This is a genomic window from Streptomyces sp. NPDC006879, from assembly GCF_042869595.1.
Classification (GTDB): domain Bacteria; phylum Actinomycetota; class Actinomycetes; order Streptomycetales; family Streptomycetaceae; genus Streptomyces.
Genome location: NZ_JBIAGC010000019.1, coordinates 80,320 through 102,554, shown reverse-complemented (window position 1 = coordinate 102,554; position 22,235 = coordinate 80,320). Strand labels below are relative to the sequence as shown.

Below are 22,235 nucleotides of genomic sequence, written 5' to 3'. Positions count from 1 at the left end.
GGCGCCCCTCAGGGGCCCGGGGGCGGTTCTCAGGCGGGGAACTTGCGGTCCACCCAGCGGAAGGCGAACTCCAGGAGGACTGCGGCGCCGGCTGCGACGCCGACCGCTGTCCAAGGCATCACCAGGCCCACCAGTTTCAGTTCGAAGAACTGCTGGAGCCAGGGGACGACCAGGACGAGCAGGAAGCCCAGCCCCATGGCGCCGATCAGACCGACCCGCCACCAGGTGTACGGACGGGCGATGATTGCCAACACCCACAGGGCGATCAGGAACAGGGTCAAGGTGGCGGCCGAGGTCTCTGCTTCCAAAGAGGCCGTGCCCGAGTAGTAGCTGCGGGCCAGGAGGTAGACCGCGAAGGTGGCGAACGCGGCGATGGCGCCGCCGGGGATCGCGTACCGCATCACGCGTTTGACGAAGTGCGGCTTGGCCCGTTCCTTGTTGGGCGCAAGGGCCAGGAAGAAGGCCGGCACTCCGATGGTCAGCGTGGACAACAGCGTCAGGTGGCGAGGTAGGAAGGGGTACTCCACCTGGCTGACGACCACCAGGACAGCCAGCAGCACCGAGTACACCGTCTTGGTCAGGAAGAGCGTGGCGACTCTGGTGATGTTGCCGATGACACGGCGTCCTTCGGCGACCACCGAGGGCAGGGTCGCGAAGCTGTTGTTCAGCAGCACGATCTGGGCGACCGCTCGGGTGGCCTCGGAGCCCGACCCCATGCTGACGCCGATGTCGGCGTCCTTGAGGGCCAGTACGTCGTTGACCCCGTCGCCGGTCATCGCCACCGTGTGGCCGCGGGACTGCAGGGCGCCGACCATGTCGCGCTTCTGCTGTGGGGTGACGCGCCCGAACACGGCGTGATCGTCGAGGGTCTCGGCCATCGCCGGCCGGTCCTGGGGCAGCCGGCGGGCGTCCACGGTGCGCTCGGCACCGGGGAGCCCGAGCTTTCCGGCCACCGCTCCCACCGAAACGGCGTTGTCGCCGGAGATGACCTTGGCGTGGACGCCCTGTTCCTCGAAGTAGCGCAGGGTGTCGGCCGCGTCCGGGCGCAGCCGCTGTTCGAGAACGACCAGCGCGGCCGGGCGGACTCCTTCGGCGACGGCGGGATCGTCGAGATCCTTGACCGCGTGGGCCAGCAGGAGAACCCGCAGGCCCTGTTCGTTGAGCTGTTCGGTCTCCTCCAGTGTCGGGTCGCCGCTGGGGAGCAGCACGTCGGGGGCGCCCAGCAGCCAGGTGGAGGCGTCCCCGTCGCCCTCGCTGAAGCTGGCGCCGCTGTACTTGCGGGCGGAGGAGAAGGGCAGGGATGCGGTGCAGCGCCACTCCCCGTTGTCGGGGTAGGCGTCGATGATGGCCTGCAGGCTGGCGTTGGGGCGCGGGTCGGACTCGCCGAGTGCGCCGAGCACCCGACGCACGTAGGGCTCCTCCGAGGTGCCGAGCGTCCGGAGTTCGGTGACGTCCATGCCGCCTTCGGTGAGCGTGCCGGTCTTGTCCAGGCAGACCACGTCCACGCGGGCGAGGCCCTCGATGGCGGGTAGCTCCTGTACCAGGCACTGCTTGCGGCCGAGGCGGATGACGCCGATGGCGAAGGCGACGGAGGTGAGGAGAACCAGCCCTTCGGGGATCATCGGGACGATGCCGCCCACGGTGCGGGCGATGGAGTCGGTGAGGTTGTTGTCCTTGACCACCAGTTGGCTGATGACCAGGCCGATGGAGGTCGGGATCATCATCCAGGTGACGTACTTGAGGATGGTGGAGATGCCCGAGCGCAGCTCGGAGTGAACGAGCGTGAAGCGGCTGGCCTCCTCGGCGAGCTGGGCGGCGTAGGCCTCGCGGCCGACTTTGGTGGCGGTGAAGGCGCCGCCGCCGGCGACCACGAACGACCCGGACATCACCTGGTCCCCGGCCTTCTTCAGGACCGGGTCAGCCTCTCCGGTCAGGAGGGACTCATCGATCTCCAGGCCGTCTGCTTCGCCGACGACACCGTCGACGACGACCTTGTCGCCGGGGCCGAGCTCGATGACCTCGTCCAGGACGATCTCGGAGGTGGAGATCTCGCAGGCCTGGCCGTTTCGGCGCACCGTGGGTTTGGCCTCGCCGATCACGGCGAGGCCGTCGAGTGTCTTCTTGGCGCGCAGTTCCTGGACGATGCCGATGCCGGTGTTGGCGACGATCACGAAGCCGAAGAGGCTGTCCTGGATGGGTGCGACGAAGAGCATGATCACCCAGAGCACACCGATGATCGCGTTGAACCGGGTGAAGACGTTGCCGCGGACGATGTCCGTGGTCGAGCGGCTGCTGCGTAGTGGTACGTCGTTGACCTCGCCCCGGGCCACCCGCTCGGCGACGTCGGTGGTGCTCAGGCCGCCCGGGTGGAAGGGGGGCGCGGGCAGCGGGACCGGATGGACGGGGTCGAGTTCGGCCCCCGAGTCGATGGTGGCGCCGGTGCCGCCCCCGCCACCGGGCGGCTCAGGCCCGTCCGTGTCGATCTTCGCCCGCTGCGTCATGCCTTCGACGGTAAGCGGGGTTCGAGGGCTTCACCCGCTGAGCGTGGCGAAGATCCGACCTGGGTATGACGGGGATCGTCCCCGGGTACTCCTGGCCCACTTCGTCTTCCGCGACCTTCGGTGGAGGCCGGTCGGGCGCGGTCGGGTGGCTCAGTGCAGTCCGTTCGTCGCCGCGTGGCGCCTGATCGCGGCGTCCCGCTTGCGGACGTACCAGATGCCGATCAGTCCGAGTCCGCCGCCGGCGGCGCAGGTCCACACCCACCAGGACAGGTCACGGTCGGCGAACCAGCCGTAGAAGGGCAACTGGACGAGGAAGAGGGCGAACCAGAGGATCGTGCCGCCGGTGATGGTGGCGACGACGGGCCCCTCCAGGGGCTCGGGTGCCTCGTGCTTGGGGGTCCACTTCGCCATGCCGGAAGTGTAGACAGGTCCGCCCTCGCGGACTCGCGGTGCCCAGTGCGGGCCGGGCTCTACGCGCGGAGATACCGATCTTCCGTTCATGTGTTCATACTGAAACGGTTTGCCCGTGACGAGTTTTCTTCGTACGAACCCCCATGAGGACCGCATGAGCACCACGGCCCACGTTCCGGCCACCCCACCGCCGGCACCCGCGCAGCAGCCCGTGACCAGCGGACTCGACCGCTTCTTCAAGATCTCCGAGCGGGGCTCCACGGTGGCCCGGGAGATCCGGGGCGGATTCGCGACCTTCTTCGCGATGGCATACATCATCGTGCTGAACCCGATCATCCTCGGCAGCGCCAAGGACATGTACGGTCACCAGCTCGACGGCGGCCAACTGGTCACCGCCACCGTGCTCACCGCGGCCTTCTCCACGCTCCTCATGGGTGTCATCGGCAACGTGCCGATCGCCCTGGCTGCCGGACTGGGCGTCAACACGGTGGTCGCCCTCCAGCTCGCGCCCCGGATGAGCTGGGCGGACGCCATGGGCATGGTGGTGCTCGCCGGGTTCGTGGTGATGTTGCTGGTGGCCACCGGTCTTCGGGAACGGGTGATGAACGCCGTACCGACCGGCCTGCGCAAGGGCATCGCGATCGGCATCGGCCTGTTCATCATGCTCATCGGGCTGGTTGACTCCGGTTTCGTCTCCCGTATCCCGGATGCCGCGCACACCACCGTGCCGCTCCAACTCGGAGGCAACGGCCACCTGCACGGCTGGCCGGTATTGATCTTCGTGTTGGGGGTTCTGCTGACCCTGGCGCTGATCGTCCGCAAGGCGCCGGGCGCGATCCTCATTTCGATCGTCGTGATGACCGTCCTCGCGCTGTTGGTCCAGTCGGTCACGGACCTGCCCGGCCAGGACTGGGGCCTGACCGTCCCGCAGTGGCCGGGCAACCCCGTGTCCGCCCCGGACTTCGGGCTCATCGGCCAGGTCAGCCTCTTCGGCGGCTTCTCGAAGGTGGGCTTCCTCACGGGCGCCCTCTTCGTGTTCACCGTGTTGCTTTCCTGCTTCTTCGATGCGATGGGCACCATCCTCGGCGTCGGTGATGAGGCCAAGCTGATGGACGAGCGCGGCAACCTTCCCGGCATCAACAAGGTTCTGATCGTCGACGGCATCGCCGTCGCTGCCGGTGGAGCCACCTCCGCCTCGGCCAACACCTGCTTCGTGGAGTCCACCGCCGGCGTCGGGGAGGGAGCCCGTACGGGCTTGGCGAGCGTGGTCACCGGCGCGCTCTTCGCGGTGGCGTTGTTCCTCACCCCGCTGGCCACGATGGTCCCCTCCCAGGCGGCCACTCCGGCGCTCGTCGCGGTCGGCTTCCTGATCCTGGCGGGGTCGGTCCGGGACATCGACTGGGCGGACTTCACCATCGCGGTCCCGGCCTTCCTGGCGATGGTGACGATGCCCTTCACGTACTCGATCACCAACGGCATCGGCATCGGCTTCATCAGCTTCTGTGCGCTGCGTCTGGCGGCGGGCCGTGGCCGGGAGGTTCCGACCGCGATGTACGTGGTGTCGGCGATCTTCGTCTTCTACTACGCCATGCCCGCGCTGGGCCTCACCTGAGTGGTCCGGGCCCGGGCCCGCTGCCCAGGTCAGCCCGAGTAGAACTTCTCCGTCTCGTCGACCGCCGTCTTGAAGCGCTCGTCGAAGTCATCGCGAATGAGCGTCCGGACCACGTAGTCCTGGACGCTCATTCCGCGTCTGGCGGCGTGCTGGCGGACCCGGTCCAGCAGCTCCCCGTCTATGCGCATGCTGAGCACGTCTGACCCCATGCCGACAGGGTCGGTCGGGGCTGCCCCAACGATGTCACTTTTCGCGACTCTCTCACCCGTATGAGTGATGAGAGAGGTTTTCGGGGGGTGAAAAGTTTGAGCCGCGTGGCGCCCGTCACGCGGCTCCCGGGTGTTCTTTAGGCAGAGTAATGAGTTAACCTAAGGAACATGCGTGACCTTTCCCATGGCGACGACGCAGCCGCCGTGAACGATCTCCGCTCGGCCATCATGCGGCTGGGCCGGCGCCTGAAACACCAGCGCGTCGACGAATCGCTGAGCCCGACCGAGATGTCGGTGCTCGGCACTCTGGCCCGCTGCGGCTCAGCCACCCCCGGTGAGCTGGCCCGCCGGGAGCACGTGCAGCCCCCGTCGATGACCCGCATCGTCGCCCTGCTCGAAGCCAAGGGCTTGGTCACGCTGGAGCCGCACCCCGACGACCGCCGCCAGAAGGTGGTCACCAGGACCGAACGCGCCGACGTGATGCTCGAAGAGAGCCGCCGTAAGCGCAACGCGTTCCTGGCCGGGCTCGCGGCCGAGCTCGACGAGGACGAGTGGGCGAAGCTGCGCGCAGCCGCCCCCGTACTGGAGAAGCTCGCGCACCTGTGACACCAAGACGCGAGGAGGCGAAAGCCCTTGAGTACGGGAAACGGAGCAGACTCCGCACCCGCACCCCGATCCATCCACCCCAACCCCCCGCCGGCCCCTAAACTCGCCGCCCGTCCCGCCCGCGGCGGGATGTTCAGCTCGCTACGGATCCGCAACTACCGTCTCTTCGCCCTCGGCCAGGCGGTGTCCAACACCGGTACCTGGATGCAGCGCATCGCCCAGGACTGGCTCGTCCTCTCGCTCACCGGATCCGCCTCCGCCGTCGGCATCACCATCGCCCTCCAGTTCCTTCCGATGCTGTTGCTCGGTCTCTACGGGGGCGTGCTCGCCGACCGGCTGCCCAAACGGCGACTGCTGCTCGCCACCCAGAGCGCGATGGGCCTCACCGGCCTCGCCCTCGCCGTGCTGACCCTGAGCGGACACGTGCAGGTCTGGCACGTCTACCTGATCGCCTTCCTGCTTGGCCTGGTTACCGTCGTCGACAACCCGGCCCGACAGTCGTTCGTCTCCGAGATGGTCGGCAAGGAGCAACTGGCCAACGCGGTCAGCCTGAACTCCGCGAACTTCCAGTCCGCCCGACTGATCGGCCCGGCCGTGGCCGGCGTACTGATCACCGCGGTCGGATCCGGCTACGCCTTCCTGCTGAACGGCCTGTCCTTCGCCGCTCCGATCCTCAGCCTGGTGCTGATGCGCGCCAGGGAGCTCCATCCGGTCGAACGGGCACCGCGCGGCAAGGGGCAACTGCGCGAAGGCCTGCGCTACGTCGCCAGCCGCCCCGAGCTGATCTGGCCGATCGTGCTCGTCGGATTCATCGGCACCTTCGGATTCAACTTCCCGATCTGGCTCTCCGCTTTCACCGACGAGCTCTTCCACGGGGAAGCCGGCACCTATGGACTCCTCAACACGCTGATCGCGGCCGGTTCGCTGGCCGGGGCGCTCCTCGCGGCCCGCCGAGGGACCTCACGGCTGCGCTTGCTGGTGGGCGCGGCACTGCTGTTCGGTGCCCTGCTGACGGTGACCGCCTTCGCCCCCGGCTTCTGGCTGTTCGCGGTACTGCTCGTGCCGATCGGTATGTTCGGGCTGACCGTCAACGTCACGGCCAACTCCAGTGTGCAGATGGCCACCGATCCCGAGATGCGCGGGCGGGTGATGGCCCTGTTCATGATGGTGTTCACCGGTGGCACCCCGCTGGGTGCGCCACTGGTGGGTTGGATCACCGACGTCCATGGCGCCCGCATCGCGATGGCCGCCGGCGGAATCGTCTCCGCCTTGGCGGCGGTCGGCGTCGGACTGGCCCTCGCCCGGGTCGGTGGCCTGCGCCTACAGGTGGACCTGCGCCGCGGACGTCGTCACCTGAGCTTCGTTGCGCGTACCCGCGCGGACCTGGCCGCGGTGGCCTGAGCCCGCCGACCGGGCGGGGGCCGGGAGGGCCCGGCACGGTGCCCGCGCCCTCCTGCTGGGCCGGCGTGGGCGCAGCGCGCCGATCGGGGTCGTCTACGCCCAGAGCCGCTGACGGGTCCAGGCGGTGCCGGTGTGCTGGTAGCGCAGCCGGATGTGGCGGCGCTGATCGTCGGCCTGCCAGAACTCGGCTTCCCGGGCGGTCAGGGCGTACAGGGTCCGGTCCGGTGCGACCAGGTCGGGCTGGGCGGCGAGCCGGTCCTGCGAGGCACGCAGCAGCGCGGCGGCGCCGATCGGATCGTCCAGGACCTGCGACTGTCGGGCCAGGAGCGCCTCGGCCCGAGCCGCCGGAGAGCGGGCCAGGAAATCCGCGGCGGAGCGCCCGGCGTCCGCCGGGGCGACGGGCCCGGCGATCCGTATCTGGCGGGCCTGGGCCGGCCAGTAGAACACCAGGGCCGCATGCGGGTTCTCGGCGATCTCGCGGCCCTTGCGGCTGGTCGCGCTGGAGGCGAAGTACCAGTGACCGGCCGCCTCCACGTCCTTGCACACCAGCATGCGGGCGGAGGGTCGGCCCTGTGCGTCGGCGGTCGCCAGTGCCGCAGCGTGCGGGGACGGCACGCCCGCCTCGACGGCGGCGATGAGCCAGCGAACGAACAGCGTGACCGGATCAGCGGGAACGTCCTCGGGATCGAAGACGGACACCTGGTCCGCCAACACCGGCAGGGAGCGCAGCAGCGCGTACATATCGCGCCCGCCAGTGCCCTCGGCCGTGGTGGAGCCCTTCCGGTGCGCTGTGTCGTCAGCAGATCCGGCGCCAAGATCGTCATGCATGCTGGCGGCCCTTCGACGTGACTACGACGGGTCCCGCCAATGATCCCAGGAGCGCCGCCCGCCGCACCTTAGGGGACGGAGACGTCGGGAGCATGCAGCCGACGGGCGCCAGGATCCAGGGCAGACAGGCACGGACCATCCGGCCCGCCGATCACACGGCCGTTCGCGACCCAACGACCCGGGGGCCGCGCATCCCCCGTCTCACCCCTTGGGAGCACCCCTGGACGCGAGCGCTTAGGGTCGCGGACATGAGGCTCTTCGTCGCGGTCCTGCCGCCCCCCGCGGCGATCGCCGAACTCGGTGCCGCTGTCCGCGGCCTCCGAGCCCTGCCGGGCGCCGACGACCTGCGGTGGACCGGCAGGGACGGCTGGCACTTCACCTGTGCCTTCCTGGGCGAGGTGGCCGAGGAGCGGCTGCCGTCGTTGGACGAGCGGCTCGCCCGGGCAGCCCGCCGGACCGCACCGTTCGGTCTTCGGATCCAGGGCGCGGGTCGGTTCTCCGACCGGGTCTTGTGGGCCGGCGCCGCCGGTGAGCCGGATTCGCTGCGGCGGCTCGTGGCCCGTGTCGAAGCCGCGGCTCGCAAGGCGGGGCTCGCCCTGGACCAGCACCGCCACTACACCCCGCACCTGACCCTGGCCCGAGCCGCCGCATCGTTTGACCTGCGGCCCTACGCCGAGGCCCTGCGAGACTTCACCGGTGCCACGTGGCTGGTCACCGAGGTGAGTTTGGTGCGCAGCCGGCTTCCGGTGAGCGGTGTCCCCGGTGAGCGGCCACGGTACGAGGTGGTGCGCACCTGGCCGCTGGAAGGTTGAGCCCAGGCGTTCGTTACGCTCGACAGGTGGATCCGAAGACCAGAAACCGTGTGATGGCCGGTGTGCTCGTGATGATGTTCGCCGTGGTGGCGGTGGCGGCAGCCGTCGGCCGCTGACTCCCGGGGGTGCCCACCTCGCCGCGGCCCGCGCTGCCCCGCGGCCGGTTGGTGCCCTTGCCCGGCTTCCGTCCGTCCCAAGAGCCTCGTTTCGGCCGGGTGTACTTGCTTGGAGCGGACTCGAAGCAGTTGGCTGGTGGACATGAAGTACACGCAGCTCGGACGCACCGGACTCAAGGTCAGCCGACTCGTTCTCGGCACGATGAACTTCGGTCCGCAGACAGACGAACCCACCAGCCATGCGATCTTGGACGCCGCTCTCGGCGCGGGTCTGAACTTCGTGGACACCGCCAACGTCTACGGATGGGGCGAGAACAAGGGCCGTACCGAGGAGATCATCGGTACCTGGTTCGCCCAGGGTGGCGGCCGGCGTGACAAGACGGTGCTGGCCACCAAGGTGTACGGCAACATGGCCGGCGACGGTGACCCGTGGCCCAACCACGACCGCCTGTCCGCCCAGAACATCCGCCGTGCCGTGGAAGCCAGCCTCAAACGGCTCCAGACGGACTACATCGACCTCTACCAGTTCCACCACATCGACCGCCGGACCCCGTTCGAGGAGATCTGGCAGGCCGTCGATGTGCTGGTCCAGCAGGGCAAGATCCTTTACGCGGGTTCCTCCAACTTCCCCGGTTTCAAGATCGCCCAGGCCAACGAGACCGCGGCCCGCCGCGGCTCGCTCGGACTGGTCAGCGAGCAGTGCCTCTACAACCTCGCCGAGCGGCGCGCCGAGATGGAGGTCATCCCGGCTGCCCAGGAGTACGGCCTCGGGGTCATCCCCTGGTCCCCGCTGCACGGAGGTCTGTTGGGTGGTGTCATCAAGAAGGCGGGCGAGGGGAGGCGCAGTGCCTCGGGCCGCTCCGCGGAGGCACTCACTGACCCGGCGGTGCGTGCGCAGATCCAGTCCTACGAGGACCTGCTCGACAAGCACGGACTGGACGCCGGTGAGGCGGCACTGGCCTGGTTGCTGAGCCGGCCCGGCATCACGGGGCCGATCGTCGGTCCGCGTACGGTCGAACAACTCCACAGCGCGCTGCGGGCGTTGGAAGTGGAGCTCTCTGCCGAGGTGTTGGCCGGCCTGGACGAGGTCTTCCCCGGCCCCGGCCCGTCGCCGGAGGCCTTCGCCTGGTGAGCGGCTGGTCCCCGGGCGGGGGCCGGCTGTGAGCGGTGGTCGGCGCCCGCCTTCGCGCGGCGGGCTTCGACCACCGCGTGCCGCGGCCCGTTTCGCTCAGCGGGTGCCGGAGTGCTCGTAGGACCCGCCGATGCCCCAGGCCTGGTGCATGGCCTGGGCGAACTCGCCAGCGAGGCGGTGCTCACCGGAGACGTTCGGGTGGGTGCCGTCGTAGGTGTCGTAGTGGATGTCGTACCCGCGCGGGCGAGCGGCGAGCAGCAGCGGAGAGACGTCGGAGTCGAGGTCGGCGACCGCCTTGGCCAGCAGTTCGTTGAACCGTGCCACCTCGGCGGCGAAAGGCTCGTCCGCTTCGGCGCGGACGTTGGGTATCACGGGCATCAGCACCGCCCGGACCCGCGGATTGGCGGCCCGGGCCGCGGCTATGAAGCGGCGGGCGTTGTCGGCCGTCTCGGGAGCCCGGGTGTAGAAGCCGAGGTCGATCAGACCCAGTGAGACCAGCAGGACGTCGACCTTGTGCGCGGAGACCGCCGGGCCGACCAGTGGCGCCATGTGCTGCCAGCCCTCACCCCAGCCGGCGAGGTGACGGCGGGCCCGGGCGGGGAACTGCGGGTCGGCGTACTCGTGGGAGACGGGGGCGTCGGCGAAGGTGTCGTACACCTCGCAGCGCGGGCCGACGATCTTGTAGGGGCCGCCGAACGTCGCGTTCAGGTGCCGCCACATCCGGTAGCGCCAGGTGAAGTCGCCGGCGCGCCCGATGGTCATGGAATCGCCGACGAACATGAAACGCATGCGGGTCATCATCGCGGATCGCCGAGGCCGGTGCGCTGTGACCCTGCCCACGCGGCCCGCCCGCCGTGGCGGCCTGGCAGGCTTGGCGCATGCGCCTGCTCGCTTCCGCCGCCGTTCTCGCCGCCACGCTCCCGCTGTTCGGCGCGACCCCCGACCGGTCCTTCACCCTGGAGGACTCCCGGATCACCGAGTCCAGCGGCCTGGCTGCGAGCCGGCAGCACCCAGGGATCTACTGGACGCACAACGACAGCGAAGACGGCCCGTACCTGTACGCCGTCGACTCCGCCACCGGTCGCACCGTCGCCACGATCACCATGTCGGGCGTGGGGAGTCCACGGGACGTGGAGGCCATCTCGATCGGACCCGACAACCAGATCTACGTCGGCGACATCGGCGACAATCTCGACGGCTCCTGGAAGCACGTGTGGATCTACCGCCTCCCGGAGCCGGCCCAGTTGCGGGACGCCACCGTGAAGGCCACGCAGTACACCGTCCGTTACGAGGGCGGTGCGCGCAACGCCGAGGCGCTGATGGTGCATCCGGTCACCGGACGGGTCTACATCGCCAGCAAGAACCCGGACACCGGCGGCCTGTACGAGGGGCCGTCCAGGCTGTCCGCCACCGGCTCCAACACCTTCCGCAGGATCGCGGACGTCCCCTGGGTGACCGACGGCGCCTTCTCGCCCGACGGCGGTCAACTGGTGCTCCGCGGCTACTTCTTCGCCCGGGTCTATCCCTGGCGGGACGGGCGCCCACAGGGAGGGGGCGAACCGGTGAACGCCCCCTTCCAGCGCCAGGCGGAGTCAGTGACCTACACCGCGGACGGCTCGGCGCTGATGTTCGGCTCCGAGGGCAGGTCCAGCGAAGTGGTGCGGGTGGACGTGAAACGGGCTGACGGGCCCTCCGGCTCCCCCAGTAGCCCGGCCGCCCAGGACCCCGGCGGCCAGGGCACCGAACCGGACGGCGACCGGGGAAGTTTCACCCTGGGCGCCCTGGTGCTGGCGGGTGCGACCGCCCTGGTCCTCGGTCTGAAGCGGCTGGTGCGGCGCAGGGACTGACGAACACCGGTGGGCTCCTACGACCGCGGTCGTAGGAGCCCACCGGGGGACGGAGCGGTCAGTGGACCGCGGGGGCAGAGCTCAAAGTTGCTCGATCACGTAGTCGACGCACCGCGTCAGGGCTTCGACGTCCGCCGGGTCCACGGCCGGGAACATGGCGACCCGCAGCTGGTTGCGGCCCAGCTTGCGGTACGGCTCGGTGTCCACGATGCCGTTGGCCCGCAGGGCCTTGGCGACCGCCGCCGCGTCCACGTCATCGCTGAAGTCGATGGTGCCGATCACCGAGGAGCGCTTGGCCGGGTCGGTGACGAACGGTGTCGCGTACTTCACGTTCTCGGCCCAGCCGTACAGCGTGCTGGCGGAGGTCGAGGTGCGGCCCACGGCCCAGTCCAGGCCGCCCTGACCGTTGATCCACTTCAGCTGGTCGTCCAGCAGGAAGAGGGTGGCCAGGGCCGGGGTGTTGTACGTCTGGTTCTTCAAGGAGTTGTCGATGGCGGTCGGAAGCGAGAAGAACTCCGGGACGTGCCGGCCGGAGGAGTGGATGCGCTGCGCGCGCTCCAGGGCTGCGGGGGAGAAGACGGCGAGCCACAGGCCGCCGTCCGCCGCGAAGCTCTTCTGCGGGGCGAAGTAGTAGACGTCGGTCTCGGTGATGTCGACCGGCAGGCCACCCGCACCGGAGGTCGCGTCGACCAGCACCAGAGAGCCTTCGTCGGAGCCGGTCACCCGCTTGATCGGGGCGGCGACACCGGTGGAGGTCTCGTTGTGCGTGAAGGCGTAGACGTCCACGCCGGCCGTCGCCTCGGGTTCCGGGTGGGTACCCGGGTCGCAGGAGATCACCTGAGGCTCCGCCAGCCACGGCGCGAGCTTGGCGGCCTTCGCGAACTTGGAGGAGAACTCGCCGAAGGACAGGTGTTGGGAGCGGTTCTCGATGAGCCCGTGGGTCGCGATGTCCCAGAAGGCGGTCGAGCCGCCGTTGCCCAGGATCACCTCGTAGCCCTCGGGCAGCGAGAACAGTTCGCGGATGCCCTCCCGTACCGAACCCACGAGGTTCTTCACCGGGGCTTGCCGGTGGGAGGTGCCGAGCAGGGAGGTTCCGGTGGCGGCCAGCGCGTCGAGCGCCTCCGTCCGCACCTTGGAGGGGCCCGCGCCGAAACGGCCGTCGGCGGGCTTGATGTCAGCGGGAATCTGGATCTCAGCCACGAGCGGAGCGTATCCGGTCCCGGTCGAGCCGCGATCGACGGTCCACCCGGTGAGATGCCACCACGCGTCGCGCCCCGGGCTGAAGATGGGCAGGTGACGAGCGATGCGGCGAAGGCCCGGGAAGTCGAGCACGCCCTCAGGGCGGTGGTGCGTGGCGAGGTGGACTTCGGGGCCTCGGCACGGGCCCTGGTGACGATGGACGCCTCCAACTACCGTCGGGTCCCGCTGGGCGTGGTCGCGCCTCGGGACGCGCAGGACGTGGCGGCGGCCCTGGAGGTCTGCCGCGAGGCCGAAGTGCCGGTGGTGCCCCGCGGTGGCGGCACTTCGATCGCCGGTCAGGCTACCGGGACCGGGGTGGTGCTGGACTTCACCCGACACATGAACTCCCTGCTGTCCCTGGACCGGGAGGCCGGCACCGCCGTGGTCCAACCGGGGCTGGTGCTGGATGCGCTGCGAGACGCGGTGCGCCCCCACGGACTGACCTTCGGGCCTGATCCGTCCACGCACAGCCGCTGCACGCTGGGCGGGATGATCGGAAACAACGCCTGCGGGTCGCACTCGGTGGCCTGGGGCACCACCGCCGACAACGTACGTGAGCTGGAGGTCCTCACCTACGGGGGCGACCGCCATCGCATCGGCTCGGGCTGGCCCGCCGGGCGGTCGGATGGCGGGGCGGAGATCCCGCTCGGGCTGCGCGAACTGGTGGCGGGGAACCTGGCCCTGCTGCGCACCGGATTCCCGGCGTCCGGGCGGCAGCTGCCCCGTCGGATCTCCGGCTACGCGCTCGACGCGCTCCTGCCGGAGCGCGGCACCGAGCTGGCAAGGGCCTTCTGTGGCAGCGAAGGCACCCTGGGGGTGGTCACGGAGGCTGTGGTGCGCCTGGTCGAGGCTCCCAGGGCTCGGGCGCTCGCCGTGCTCGGCTACCAGGACGAGGGCGAGGCCGCGCAGGCCGCCGCCGGCCTGCTCCCGCACGCCCCGCTGACCGTTGAGGGCATGGCGAGGGACCTGGTGGACGGGGCGGCGGGGCTGCCGCGCGGCGGGGCCTGGCTGTTCGTCGAGACCGGTGGCGAGAGTGCGGCGCAGGCGCGGGCGCGGGCCGAGGCGCTGGCGCGGGCGGCGGGGGCCCTGGACACGGCTGTGGTCACCGGCGCGGCCGAGCAGCGGGCGCTGTGGCGGATCCGGGAGGCCGCGGCCGGTACGGCGACCCGGATGCCCGACGGGAGCGAGGCGTGGCCCGGCTGGGAGGACTGCGCGGTCCCTCCGGAGCGGCTCGGTGCCTATCTGCGGGACTTCCGCGCCCTGCTGGTCCGCCACCGGCTGCGGGGTGCCCCGTACGGGCACTTCGGGGAGGGCTGCATCCATGTGCGGATCGACTTCGACCTGGTCAGCGAGGCCGGGGTGGCCCGCTTCCGCGCCTTCTCGGCAGAGTTGGCCGATCTGGTGGTCTCGTACGGCGGTTCGCTGTCGGGGGAGCACGGGGACGGCATGGCCCGCGCGGAGCTGCTGCCGCGGATGTACGGGGGCGACGTGGTCCGGCTCTTCGGCGCGTTCAAGGACCTCTGGGACCCGGCGGGAGGAATGAACCCCGGGGTGTTGGTCCGCCCGGCCCCGTTGGACCGCAACCTGCGCTTGGAGGTGTTGCCCCGGCGGCCGGTGGCGGTGGCCTTCGACTACCCCGAGGACGCTGGGGACTTCGGCACCGCGGTGCGGCGGTGCGTGGGGGTCGCGGCCTGCCGCACCCCGACCGTGGAGGGACCGGGGGTGATGTGCCCCTCGTACCGGGTGACGGGACAGGAACGACATTCCACCCGCGGGCGGGCCCGCTTGCTGCACGAGATGCTGGCGGGTGAGGTCGTCACGGGGGGCTGGCGTTCGAGGGAGGTCCTGGAGGCCCTGGACCTGTGTCTGGGGTGCAAGGGCTGCCTGAGCGACTGTCCGGTGGGGGTGGACATGGCCACCTATCGGTCCGAGTTCCTGTACCACCACTACCGGGGCCGGCTGCGCCCCGCCGCGCACTACTCGATGGGGGGTTTGCCGAACTGGCTGCGGTTGGTGGCGGCGCTGCGGGCGGCGCCGGTGGTCAACGGCGCCGCTTCGGCGGGGCCGTTGGCGTCGTTCGCCCGACGTCTGGGTGGCATCGCGGCTCAGCGGGAACTTCCGAAGGTGGCCACCCGCACGTTCACCCGGTGGTGGGCGGCGGCCGGGCCCGGGCCTACGCCGGGGCGGGCGGTCGACGTGGTGCTGTGGCCGGACACGTTCACCGAGCACTTCTCGCCGTCTGTGGGGCGGGCTGCGGTCCGGGTCCTGGCGGATGCCGGGCTACGGCCCGCGGTGCCCGATGGGCGGGTGTGCTGCGCTTTGACGTACCTGTCCACCGGCAGGCTCGACCGGGCGCGGACGGTGCTGCGGCGGAGCTTGGACGTGTTGGAGCCGGCCCTGCAGGCGGGTCTGCCGGTGGTTGTCCTGGAGCCCAGTTGCGCCGCCGCCCTGCGGGGGGACCTGCCGGCTCTGCTGCCGGCAGACGCTCGGGCGGCGCGGCTGGCGGCGGCTGTCCGTACCTTTGCGGAGGTCCTGCGCGAGCGCGCGCCGCGGTGGCTCCCGCCGCGGCTGGACCGCCCGGTCGCCGGGCAGACCCACTGCCATCAGCACGCGGTCCTCGGGGACGCGGCGGAACGCCGCCTGCGGGACCTTGCCGGGCTGACCGGCGAGCTCAGTTCGGGCTGCTGCGGGCTGGCCGGGAACTTCGGGTTCGAGCGGGGCGGTGGCCACTACGAGGTGTCGGTGGCCTGTGCCGAGGAGCAGCTGTTGCCCGCGCTGCGCGGGGCTCCCGCCGACGCGTTGATCCTGGCCGACGGCTTCTCCTGCCGTACCCAGATCGCTCAGCTCGGTGGTGGGCGGTCGGGGCGGCACCTGGCGGAGCTGTTGGCGCAGGGCCTGGCGGATCCCGGGAGTGCCTGAGGGCGTTCCTGCGGGCCGCCGCGTCGAGGGCCGCGGTCCGCTTTCGCGGCGGGCCGAAGCCGAGGCGTCGACCTTCCGGGGTGCCTGGTCACGGGTACGGCGGCTTTAGTCTGGAGGAATGACTGCCTCCGCTCCCGGCCCGGCCGGGTCCGCCGCACGCGCCAGCACGACAGCCGTCGGCGCACCCGCCCCCGGCCCGGTGGCCCCGGGGCGCCTGGGACCGGTGGCCCTGGTGATCTCGGCCGGGGTGTCGGTGCAGTTCGGGGCCGCCCTGGCGGTGACGCTGATGCCGCGTACCGGTGCGGCCGGAGTGGTGACCCTGCGGCTCCTGGCGGCGGCCGTGGTGCTGCTGGTTCTGTGCCGTCCCCGCATCCGTGGGTACCGGCGGGCCGACTGGGGCACTGTGTTCGCCTTCGGTCTGACCCTCGCGGGGATGAACGGCCTGTTCTACCAGGCCGTCGACCGGATTCCGCTCGGCCCTGCGGTGACCTTGGAGGTGCTGGGGCCGCTGGTGCTGTCCGTGGTCGTCTCCCGACGGCTGTCCAGTCTGCTCTGGGCCGGCCTCGCGCTGTGCGGGGTGGCCCTTCTGGGCGGTGTCCTCGGTTCCGGCGGTGCCGGCGGTTTCGAAACACTCGATCTCGCGGGAGCCGCCTTCGCCCTCGGCGCGGGCGCCATGTGGGCGGGGTACATCGTCTTCAGCGCGCGCACCGGCCGGCGCTTCCCGCAGGCCGACGGGCTGGCCCTGGCGATGGCGGTGGGCGCGGTACTGAGTCTGCCGATCGGTATCGCCGACGCGGGTGCCAAGCTCCTCGTCCCGAGCACGCTCGGGTTGGGCGTGGCGGTCGCCCTGTTGTCGTCCGTGCTCCCCTACACCCTGGAGTTGCTGGCGCTGCGGCGGATGGCCGCCCCCACCTTCGCGGTCCTGATGAGCCTGGAGCCGGCCATCGCCGCCACCGCCGGCTTCCTGGTCCTCAGCCAGGCGCTGTCCGTGACCGACGCCCTGGCGATCGCCCTGGTCGTCGCCGCGAGCATGGGCGCAGTCCGCTCCCAGGCCAAGACCTCATGGACAGCCCCGGCGGGTTGATGGGGTCGGCCTCGACGCCTGTCGGCACGGTCGGATGGGGCAGGCCCGTTGCCGGTGCCGCGGGCCCGGGGTGCGCCGCGGCGGAGCCCGGGCACTCCGCCGCGGCCCGGCGGGGAGCGCACTCAGGTGTAGTCCGCGTAGGCCAGGTGAGTGCCGCAGACCCGGCAGCGGAAGAGGTACGCGGTGGGCTGGCTTTCCTTGTCGAGGCGGGCGAGGAAGTCCTCGATCCCGTCCGGCGGCCATCCGTAGCCGCGGTACTCCCGCCACAAGGCGCGGATGGCGTCCGGATGCCCGGCCAGTTCACTGGCTCCGGCGGGGCCGAGGTAGGCCGCGCCGTCCCCGCAGTGCGTCAGCCACTGCTCGTCCTGCCAGGCGGTGAAGCCGGGGGTGCGCTCGATGATGGCGCGCACCGCGTCGCCGCTCACCTCGTCCTCGCTGTCGACTCCTGCGCTGAACTGGGCGCGGTACCGCTCCGCGGCCCTGCCGTCGGCGATGCACCACGGGCAGAGCTGCCCGCCGAAGGTGCCCGTCGAGTAGACCGGGCCGGTGTAACGGAAGCCCCGAACCTGCCCGCAGCAGGCACAGGGCTCGTCCGAGGAGACCACCGAGCCGGTGGCCAGTGGGTCTGGGTGGTAAGGAAAGTCGGGAATGGTTTGAGTCATGAATTCATCGCCTCGATCGATCTCAGGTGCTGAGATTTCAGGCGACGGGGGAGTCTCTCCAGATCTGGACGGCCCGGCTGCGGTGCCTGCCCCGCGTGGCGGTAGGGGCAGTGCCCGGCACGCCGAGTAGCCACCCCCAGGCGCGCTGCCGAACATTCGTCCGCGCGTGCAGAACCGATTCCATCGGTACGTACTCCCTTGCTGCCCCCGTACGCAGCGTCCGCAGTGCGGGCGCCGGGATCACGGTAGCCGGGTGAACTCGAACTGTCCGTAGAGGGCTTGGCCGGTGGCCAAAACGAAATAGTGCAGCGTTCGGTCGCCGGTTGGCCGGTGAGGTGCGGGTGGGCCGGGCGCCGCGGGAAGGAGCTGCCGAATGACCGTTCCGCGGCCCCGGTGGACCGGTGCGCGGTGTCAGATGTGGTGCGCCGCGAGGCGGCAGTTCCTCCTACTGAGTGGCGTTTTCAGGCGATCTGGCGATGCGGTCGGGCGCCGTGGCTGTCGTCACGCGTCGGTCCGAGACGGTGGGACGCCCCTGAGTTGGCTGGAATTTGACGTTCGCACAGAAAAACAATGCAAGCACGCTTGATTGTTTTGTGGGGCGCTGCCAGTCTTCCCCCACTCCGGAGCCCGTGTCCCACACCCCGAGGGGAGCGCACCGTGCCCGAACCATCCGTCGACACCGTGTTCGGTGATCTACAACAGGAGGGGGAGGAGCTCGACGCACTGGTCAGTTCAGCGGCCCCGTCCGACTGGGCGCGCCCGACGCCCGCACCGGGATGGACCGTTGCCCACCAGATCGCCCACCTGGAATGGACCGACCGTGCCGCGCTGCTCTCCCTCACCGACCAGGAGGGTTTCGCCGCCCACGTGCAAGATGCCCTCGCCGTCCCCGAATCCTTCGTGGACGAGGGCGCAGCCGCCGGCGCGAAACTGCCACCCGCCGAACTCCTGCAACGCTGGCGGGACGGTCGCCTCGCACTCACCCGGGCCTGCCGTCAGGCACCGCCCGGCGAACGCTTCCCGTGGTACGGGCCGCCGATGAAGGCACTGTCCATGGCCAGCGCACGCCTGATGGAGACCTGGGCGCACGGCCAGGACGTAGCCGACGCCCTCAACGTGCGGCGACAGCCCACCGCGAGACTGCGACACGTGGCCCGGATCGGCGTCCGGGCCCGCGACTACGCCTACCTGGTACGCGGACTGCCCGCACCCGAAAGGGAGTTCCGAGTCGAACTCACCGCCCCCGACGGCGCCGACACATGGACGTACGGACCACCGGAGGCCGATCAACGAGTCACCGGACCCGCCCTCGACTTCTGTCTGCTGGTCACCCAGCGGGCACACCGGGCCGACCTGGCCGTCCGGGCGGAAGGCCACGACGCGGACCGCTGGCTGGACATCGCCCAGGCCTTCGCCGGGCCACCCGGAGCCGGACGCGAGGCGCTCGGCGGCCCGCGGTGAGCGGCGCCGGCACATCGGCCGCGGGCAGGCGGAGCGTGCTGCGGATCGGCAATGCCTCCGGCTTCTACGGCGACCGCTTCGCCGCCATGCGGGAAATGCTCACCGGCGGACCGCTGGACGTGCTCACGGGGGACTACCTGGCCGAACTGACCATGCTGATCCTGGGCCGGGACCGGCTCCGGGACCCGTCCACCGGCTACGCCAAGACCTTCCTGCGCCAACTGGAGGAGGGACTGGGACTCGCCAAGGACCACGGGGTGCGCATCGTGACCAACGCCGGTGGCCTCCACCCTGCCGCGTTGGCCCGCTCGATCGAGGAACTGGCCGAGAAGTCGGGGCTCGCGGTCTCGGTGGGCTACGTCACCGGCGACGACCTGCCGCCCCCGTCCGGGGCGTTGACGGCCAACGCCTACCTGGGGGGCGCGGGAATCACCGCCTGCCTGCGCGCCGGTGCAGACGTGGTGGTGACCGGTCGGGTGACGGACGCGGCCCTGGTCAGCGGGCCCGCCGCCTGGTGGTTCGACTGGTCCCCCGAGGACTACGACGCCCTGGCGGGGGCCACCGTCGCCGGCCACGTGCTGGAGTGCGGTACGCAGGCCACCGGAGGAAACTACGCCTTCTTCACCGAACACGACGTACGCAACCCGGGTTTCCCGCTCGCTGAGATCCATGCCGACGGATCCTGCGTGGTGACCAAGCACCCGGGGACCGGCGGCGTGGTGGACACCGGCACCGTGACCGCGCAACTCCTCTACGAGACCCAGGGCGCCGCCTACCTGGGGCCGGATGTGACCACCCGTCTGGACACGGTCCGCCTGGAGCCGGAAGGGCCGGATCGGGTACGCGTCTTCGGGGTGTGCGGACAACCTCCGCCGGAGCGGCTCAAGGTCGGCGTGACCCGGATCGGAGGCTGGCGCAACGAGCTGGTGTTCGTGCTGACCGGACTGGATATCCCGGCCAAGGCCGACCTGTTGAAGGGGCAGTTCGAGGACGCGCTGGCCCGGTCCGGACGCCGCCCCGCGCACGTCGACTGGGAACTGTCGCGCACCGACCGGGCGGACGCCCCCACCGAGGAGACCGCAAGTGCGCTGCTGCGGCTGGTGGTGCGCGATGCTGACGCGACGGCCGTGGAGCGTGCCCTGACCTCCGCCGCGGTCGAACTCGCGCTGGCCAGCTATCCAGGCTTCCACCTCACCTCCGCCCCGGCGAAACCCAGCCCGTACGGAGTCTTCGAAACGCACTACGTCGACCGCACCGAGGTCCGGGCCCAGGCGGTGCTGCCCGACGGAACGGTCCTGCCGCTGCCGCCGGGCGGACCACCCACGACCACCTCCGGACCGCCCCCACCGGCCTCCGGCGCCTGCGCGCCGCCGAAGGCGGAACCGAGCGCCGGGCTCGCCAGCGCCGGACCGCCCGCCGCCGACACCGTCCGGGTGCCGCTCGGCCTGATCGCGGGGGCCCGCAGCGGGGACAAGGGCGGCGACGCCAACATCGGCGTGTGGGTCCGCAGCGAAGAGGCCTACCGCTGGCTGCTGGACACCCTCACCGTGCAACGGCTGGCGGAACTGCTCCCCGAGACCCGGGGACTGACCGTCACCCGGCACCCGCTGCCTCGGCTGCGCGCCCTGAACTTCCTCGTCGAAGGCATCCTCGGCCAGGGAGTCGCCTCCCGCCACCGCTTCGACCCGCAGGCGAAAGCCCTGGGCGAGTGGCTGCGTGCGCGTCACCTTGACGTGCCGAGAGCCCTGCTGGAGCCATCCGCCCCGACCACCGAAGGGACCGCGCACCCGTGACCGCGCTCGGCACGCGTTTGGACACCCGCGATCCGGCCTACGCCGCGAACCGCACCGCCATGCTCGACAAGCTCGCCGAACTCGAAGCCGAGCACGCCAAGGCGCTCGCCGGGGGCGGCCCGAAGTACACCGAACGCCACCGGGGGCGGGGCAAGCTCCTGGCCCGGGAGCGGATCGAACTGCTGGTGGACCCCGATACACCCTTCCTGGAGTTGTCCCCGCTGGCGGCTTGGGGGAGTGAGTACCCGGTGGGTGCCAGCACCGTCACCGGGATCGGCCTGGTCGAGGGTGTCGAATGCCTGATCACCGCCAGCGATCCGACCGTCCGCGGCGGAGCGAGCAACCCCTGGACGTTGAAGAAGGCCCTGCGGGCCAACGAGATCGCACTGCGCAACCGACTGCCCTGCATCAGCCTCGTCGAATCCGGCGGCGCCGACCTGCCCTCTCAGAAGGAGATCTTCATCCCGGGAGGAGCGATCTTCCGTGACCTCACCCGGTTGTCCGCCGCCGGGATCCCCACCATCGCGGTGGTCTTCGGCAACTCGACGGCGGGCGGGGCGTACGTCCCGGGCATGTCGGACCACACGATCATGATCAAGGAACGGTCGAAGGTCTTCCTCGGCGGACCGCCACTGGTACGGATGGCCACCGGAGAGGAGAGCGACGACGAATCACTGGGCGGCGCCGAGATGCACGCCCGCACCTCCGGCCTCGCCGACTACTTCGCCCTCGACGAGCAGGACGCCATTCGTCAGGCCCGGCGCGTGGTCGCGCGGCTCAACCACCGCAAGGCGCAACCCGATCCGTCCCCCGCCGCCGAACCCGTCCACGACCCCGAGGAACTCCTGGGCATCGCCCCGGCAGACCTCAAGGTGCCCTTCGACCCGCGCGAGGTCATCGCCCGTCTGGTGGACGGCTCCGAGTTCGACGAGTTCAAGCCGCTGTACGGCACCAGCCTGACCACCGGCTGGGCGAGTCTGCACGGCTATCCCGTCGGCATCCTCGCCAACGCCCAGGGCGTGTTGTTCAGCGCCGAATCGCAGAAGGCCGCGCAGTTCATCCAGCTCGCCAACCAACGGGACATCCCGTTGCTCTTCCTCCACAACACCACCGGCTACATGGTGGGCCGGGAGTACGAGCAGGGCGGCATCATCAAGCACGGCGCGATGATGATCAACGCGGTCTCCAACTCCCGGGTGCCGCATCTGTCCGTGCTCCTCGGTGCCAGTTACGGCGCCGGCCACTACGGCATGTGCGGTCGGGCCTACGACCCGCGGTTCCTGTTCGCCTGGCCCAGCGCCAAGTCCGCCGTGATGGGACCCGCCCAGCTCGCCGGAGTGTTGTCCATCGTCGCCCGCGCCTCGGCCGCCGCCAAGGGCCAGCCCTACGACGAGGAGGCGGATGCGGGGCTGCGCGCCATGGTCGAGCAGCAGATCGAATCCGAATCCCTTCCCATGTTCCTGTCCGGGCGGTTGTACGACGACGGGGTCATCGACCCCCGCGACACCCGCACCGTGCTCGGCCTGTGCCTGTCCGCCGTCCACAACGCCCCCGTCGAGGGCGCCCGCGGCGGCTTCGGCGTCTTCCGGATGTGAGGCCACA

18 protein-coding genes are annotated in these 22,235 nt (G+C 70.7%); 11 read left to right on the top strand and 7 right to left on the bottom strand.

The window, feature by feature from the left end; translation table 11 throughout:
* Nucleotides 1–29: 29 nt before the first annotated feature.
* Together ACFYMC_RS16955 and ACFYMC_RS16950 are read right to left on the bottom strand one after the other, a co-directional pair.
* Entirely contained in the window at nt 30–2,501 is a 2,472-nt protein-coding gene (locus tag ACFYMC_RS16955; protein ID WP_388525189.1) for an HAD-IC family P-type ATPase, read from the bottom strand.
* Nucleotides 2,502–2,651: 150 nt separating this feature from the next.
* On the bottom strand, nt 2,652–2,912 hold the full coding sequence (locus ACFYMC_RS16950) for a DUF2530 domain-containing protein (RefSeq protein WP_388525186.1): 261 nt from the start codon (nt 2,910–2,912) through the stop codon (nt 2,652–2,654).
* A gap of 154 nt (nt 2,913–3,066) precedes the next feature.
* On the opposite strand from ACFYMC_RS16950, the gene ACFYMC_RS16945 reads away from it, so the two are divergent.
* Nucleotides 3,067–4,524, top strand: coding sequence for an NCS2 family permease (locus tag ACFYMC_RS16945; protein ID WP_388525183.1), 1,458 nt, complete (start codon nt 3,067–3,069; stop codon nt 4,522–4,524).
* 29 nt (nt 4,525–4,553) lie between these two features.
* Here ACFYMC_RS16945 and ACFYMC_RS16940 read toward each other — a convergent pair whose 3' ends face one another.
* Nucleotides 4,554–4,733 (bottom strand): ribbon-helix-helix protein, CopG family, encoded by a 180-nt coding sequence (locus tag ACFYMC_RS16940; RefSeq protein WP_388525181.1) that lies wholly within the window; start codon nt 4,731–4,733, stop codon nt 4,554–4,556.
* A 168-nt stretch (nt 4,734–4,901) separates the two neighbouring features.
* Here ACFYMC_RS16940 and ACFYMC_RS16935 point away from each other — a divergent pair, with 168 nt between their 5' ends.
* A complete protein-coding gene (locus ACFYMC_RS16935) occupies nt 4,902–5,339 on the top strand; it encodes a MarR family winged helix-turn-helix transcriptional regulator (RefSeq protein WP_388525178.1) in 438 nt (145 codons plus the stop codon).
* Nucleotides 5,340–5,366: 27 nt separating this feature from the next.
* Complete coding sequence (locus ACFYMC_RS16930) at nt 5,367–6,740, top strand: MFS transporter (protein ID WP_388525176.1); 1,374 nt, start codon at nt 5,367–5,369, stop codon at nt 6,738–6,740.
* 93 nt (nt 6,741–6,833) lie between these two features.
* Here ACFYMC_RS16930 and ACFYMC_RS16925 read toward each other — a convergent pair whose 3' ends face one another.
* Nucleotides 6,834–7,568, bottom strand: a complete 735-nt coding sequence (locus ACFYMC_RS16925; protein ID WP_388525173.1) for a pyridoxal 5'-phosphate synthase — start codon at nt 7,566–7,568, stop codon at nt 6,834–6,836.
* A gap of 248 nt (nt 7,569–7,816) precedes the next feature.
* On the opposite strand from ACFYMC_RS16925, the gene thpR reads away from it, so the two are divergent.
* Both thpR and ACFYMC_RS16915 read left to right on the top strand, forming a co-directional pair.
* On the top strand, nt 7,817–8,380 hold the full coding sequence (thpR, locus tag ACFYMC_RS16920; RefSeq protein ID WP_388525170.1) for an RNA 2',3'-cyclic phosphodiesterase: 564 nt from the start codon (nt 7,817–7,819) through the stop codon (nt 8,378–8,380).
* A gap of 258 nt (nt 8,381–8,638) precedes the next feature.
* Nucleotides 8,639–9,628 carry an aldo/keto reductase gene (locus ACFYMC_RS16915; RefSeq protein ID WP_388525167.1) on the top strand — a complete coding sequence of 330 codons (990 nt, stop codon included), beginning with the start codon at nt 8,639–8,641 and terminating at the stop codon, nt 9,626–9,628.
* A gap of 96 nt (nt 9,629–9,724) precedes the next feature.
* On the opposite strand, the gene ACFYMC_RS16910 is transcribed toward ACFYMC_RS16915, so the two are convergent.
* Nucleotides 9,725–10,417: a GDSL-type esterase/lipase family protein gene (locus tag ACFYMC_RS16910; protein ID WP_388525164.1), complete on the bottom strand. Its 693-nt coding sequence runs from the start codon at nt 10,415–10,417 to the stop codon at nt 9,725–9,727.
* Nucleotides 10,418–10,506: 89 nt separating this feature from the next.
* On the opposite strand from ACFYMC_RS16910, the gene ACFYMC_RS16905 reads away from it, so the two are divergent.
* Complete coding sequence (locus ACFYMC_RS16905; protein WP_388525161.1) at nt 10,507–11,475, top strand: WD40 repeat domain-containing protein; 969 nt, start codon at nt 10,507–10,509, stop codon at nt 11,473–11,475.
* An 81-nt stretch (nt 11,476–11,556) separates the two neighbouring features.
* Here ACFYMC_RS16905 and serC read toward each other — a convergent pair whose 3' ends face one another.
* Nucleotides 11,557–12,675, bottom strand: coding sequence for a phosphoserine transaminase (gene serC / locus ACFYMC_RS16900; protein WP_388525158.1), 1,119 nt, complete (start codon nt 12,673–12,675; stop codon nt 11,557–11,559).
* Nucleotides 12,676–12,729: 54 nt separating this feature from the next.
* Here serC and ACFYMC_RS16895 point away from each other — a divergent pair, with 54 nt between their 5' ends.
* The gene (locus ACFYMC_RS16895; protein ID WP_388525155.1) at nt 12,730–15,633 is read left to right on the top strand and encodes an FAD-binding and (Fe-S)-binding domain-containing protein; all 2,904 of its coding nucleotides are present in this window, start codon (nt 12,730–12,732) and stop codon (nt 15,631–15,633) included.
* Between the two features lie 118 nt (nt 15,634–15,751).
* On the top strand, nt 15,752–16,717 hold the full coding sequence (locus ACFYMC_RS16890) for a DMT family transporter (RefSeq protein WP_388525152.1): 966 nt from the start codon (nt 15,752–15,754) through the stop codon (nt 16,715–16,717).
* A 122-nt stretch (nt 16,718–16,839) separates the two neighbouring features.
* Here ACFYMC_RS16890 and ACFYMC_RS16885 read toward each other — a convergent pair whose 3' ends face one another.
* A complete protein-coding gene (locus tag ACFYMC_RS16885; RefSeq protein WP_388525149.1) occupies nt 16,840–17,379 on the bottom strand; it encodes a CbrC family protein in 540 nt (179 codons plus the stop codon).
* Nucleotides 17,380–18,036: 657 nt separating this feature from the next.
* Between ACFYMC_RS16885 and ACFYMC_RS16880 the strand changes: the two genes are divergently transcribed.
* From ACFYMC_RS16880 to ACFYMC_RS16870, 3 genes are all read left to right on the top strand, one after another.
* Nucleotides 18,037–18,840: a TIGR03084 family metal-binding protein gene (locus ACFYMC_RS16880; protein WP_388525146.1), complete on the top strand. Its 804-nt coding sequence runs from the start codon at nt 18,037–18,039 to the stop codon at nt 18,838–18,840.
* Between the two features lie 86 nt (nt 18,841–18,926).
* A complete protein-coding gene (locus ACFYMC_RS16875) occupies nt 18,927–20,633 on the top strand; it encodes an acyclic terpene utilization AtuA family protein (protein WP_388525242.1) in 1,707 nt (568 codons plus the stop codon).
* Entirely contained in the window at nt 20,630–22,228 is a 1,599-nt protein-coding gene (locus tag ACFYMC_RS16870; protein WP_388525143.1) for an acyl-CoA carboxylase subunit beta, read from the top strand. The genes ACFYMC_RS16875 and ACFYMC_RS16870 overlap by 4 nt, the downstream gene beginning before the upstream one ends.
* The last annotated feature ends 7 nt before the right edge of the window (nt 22,229–22,235 follow it).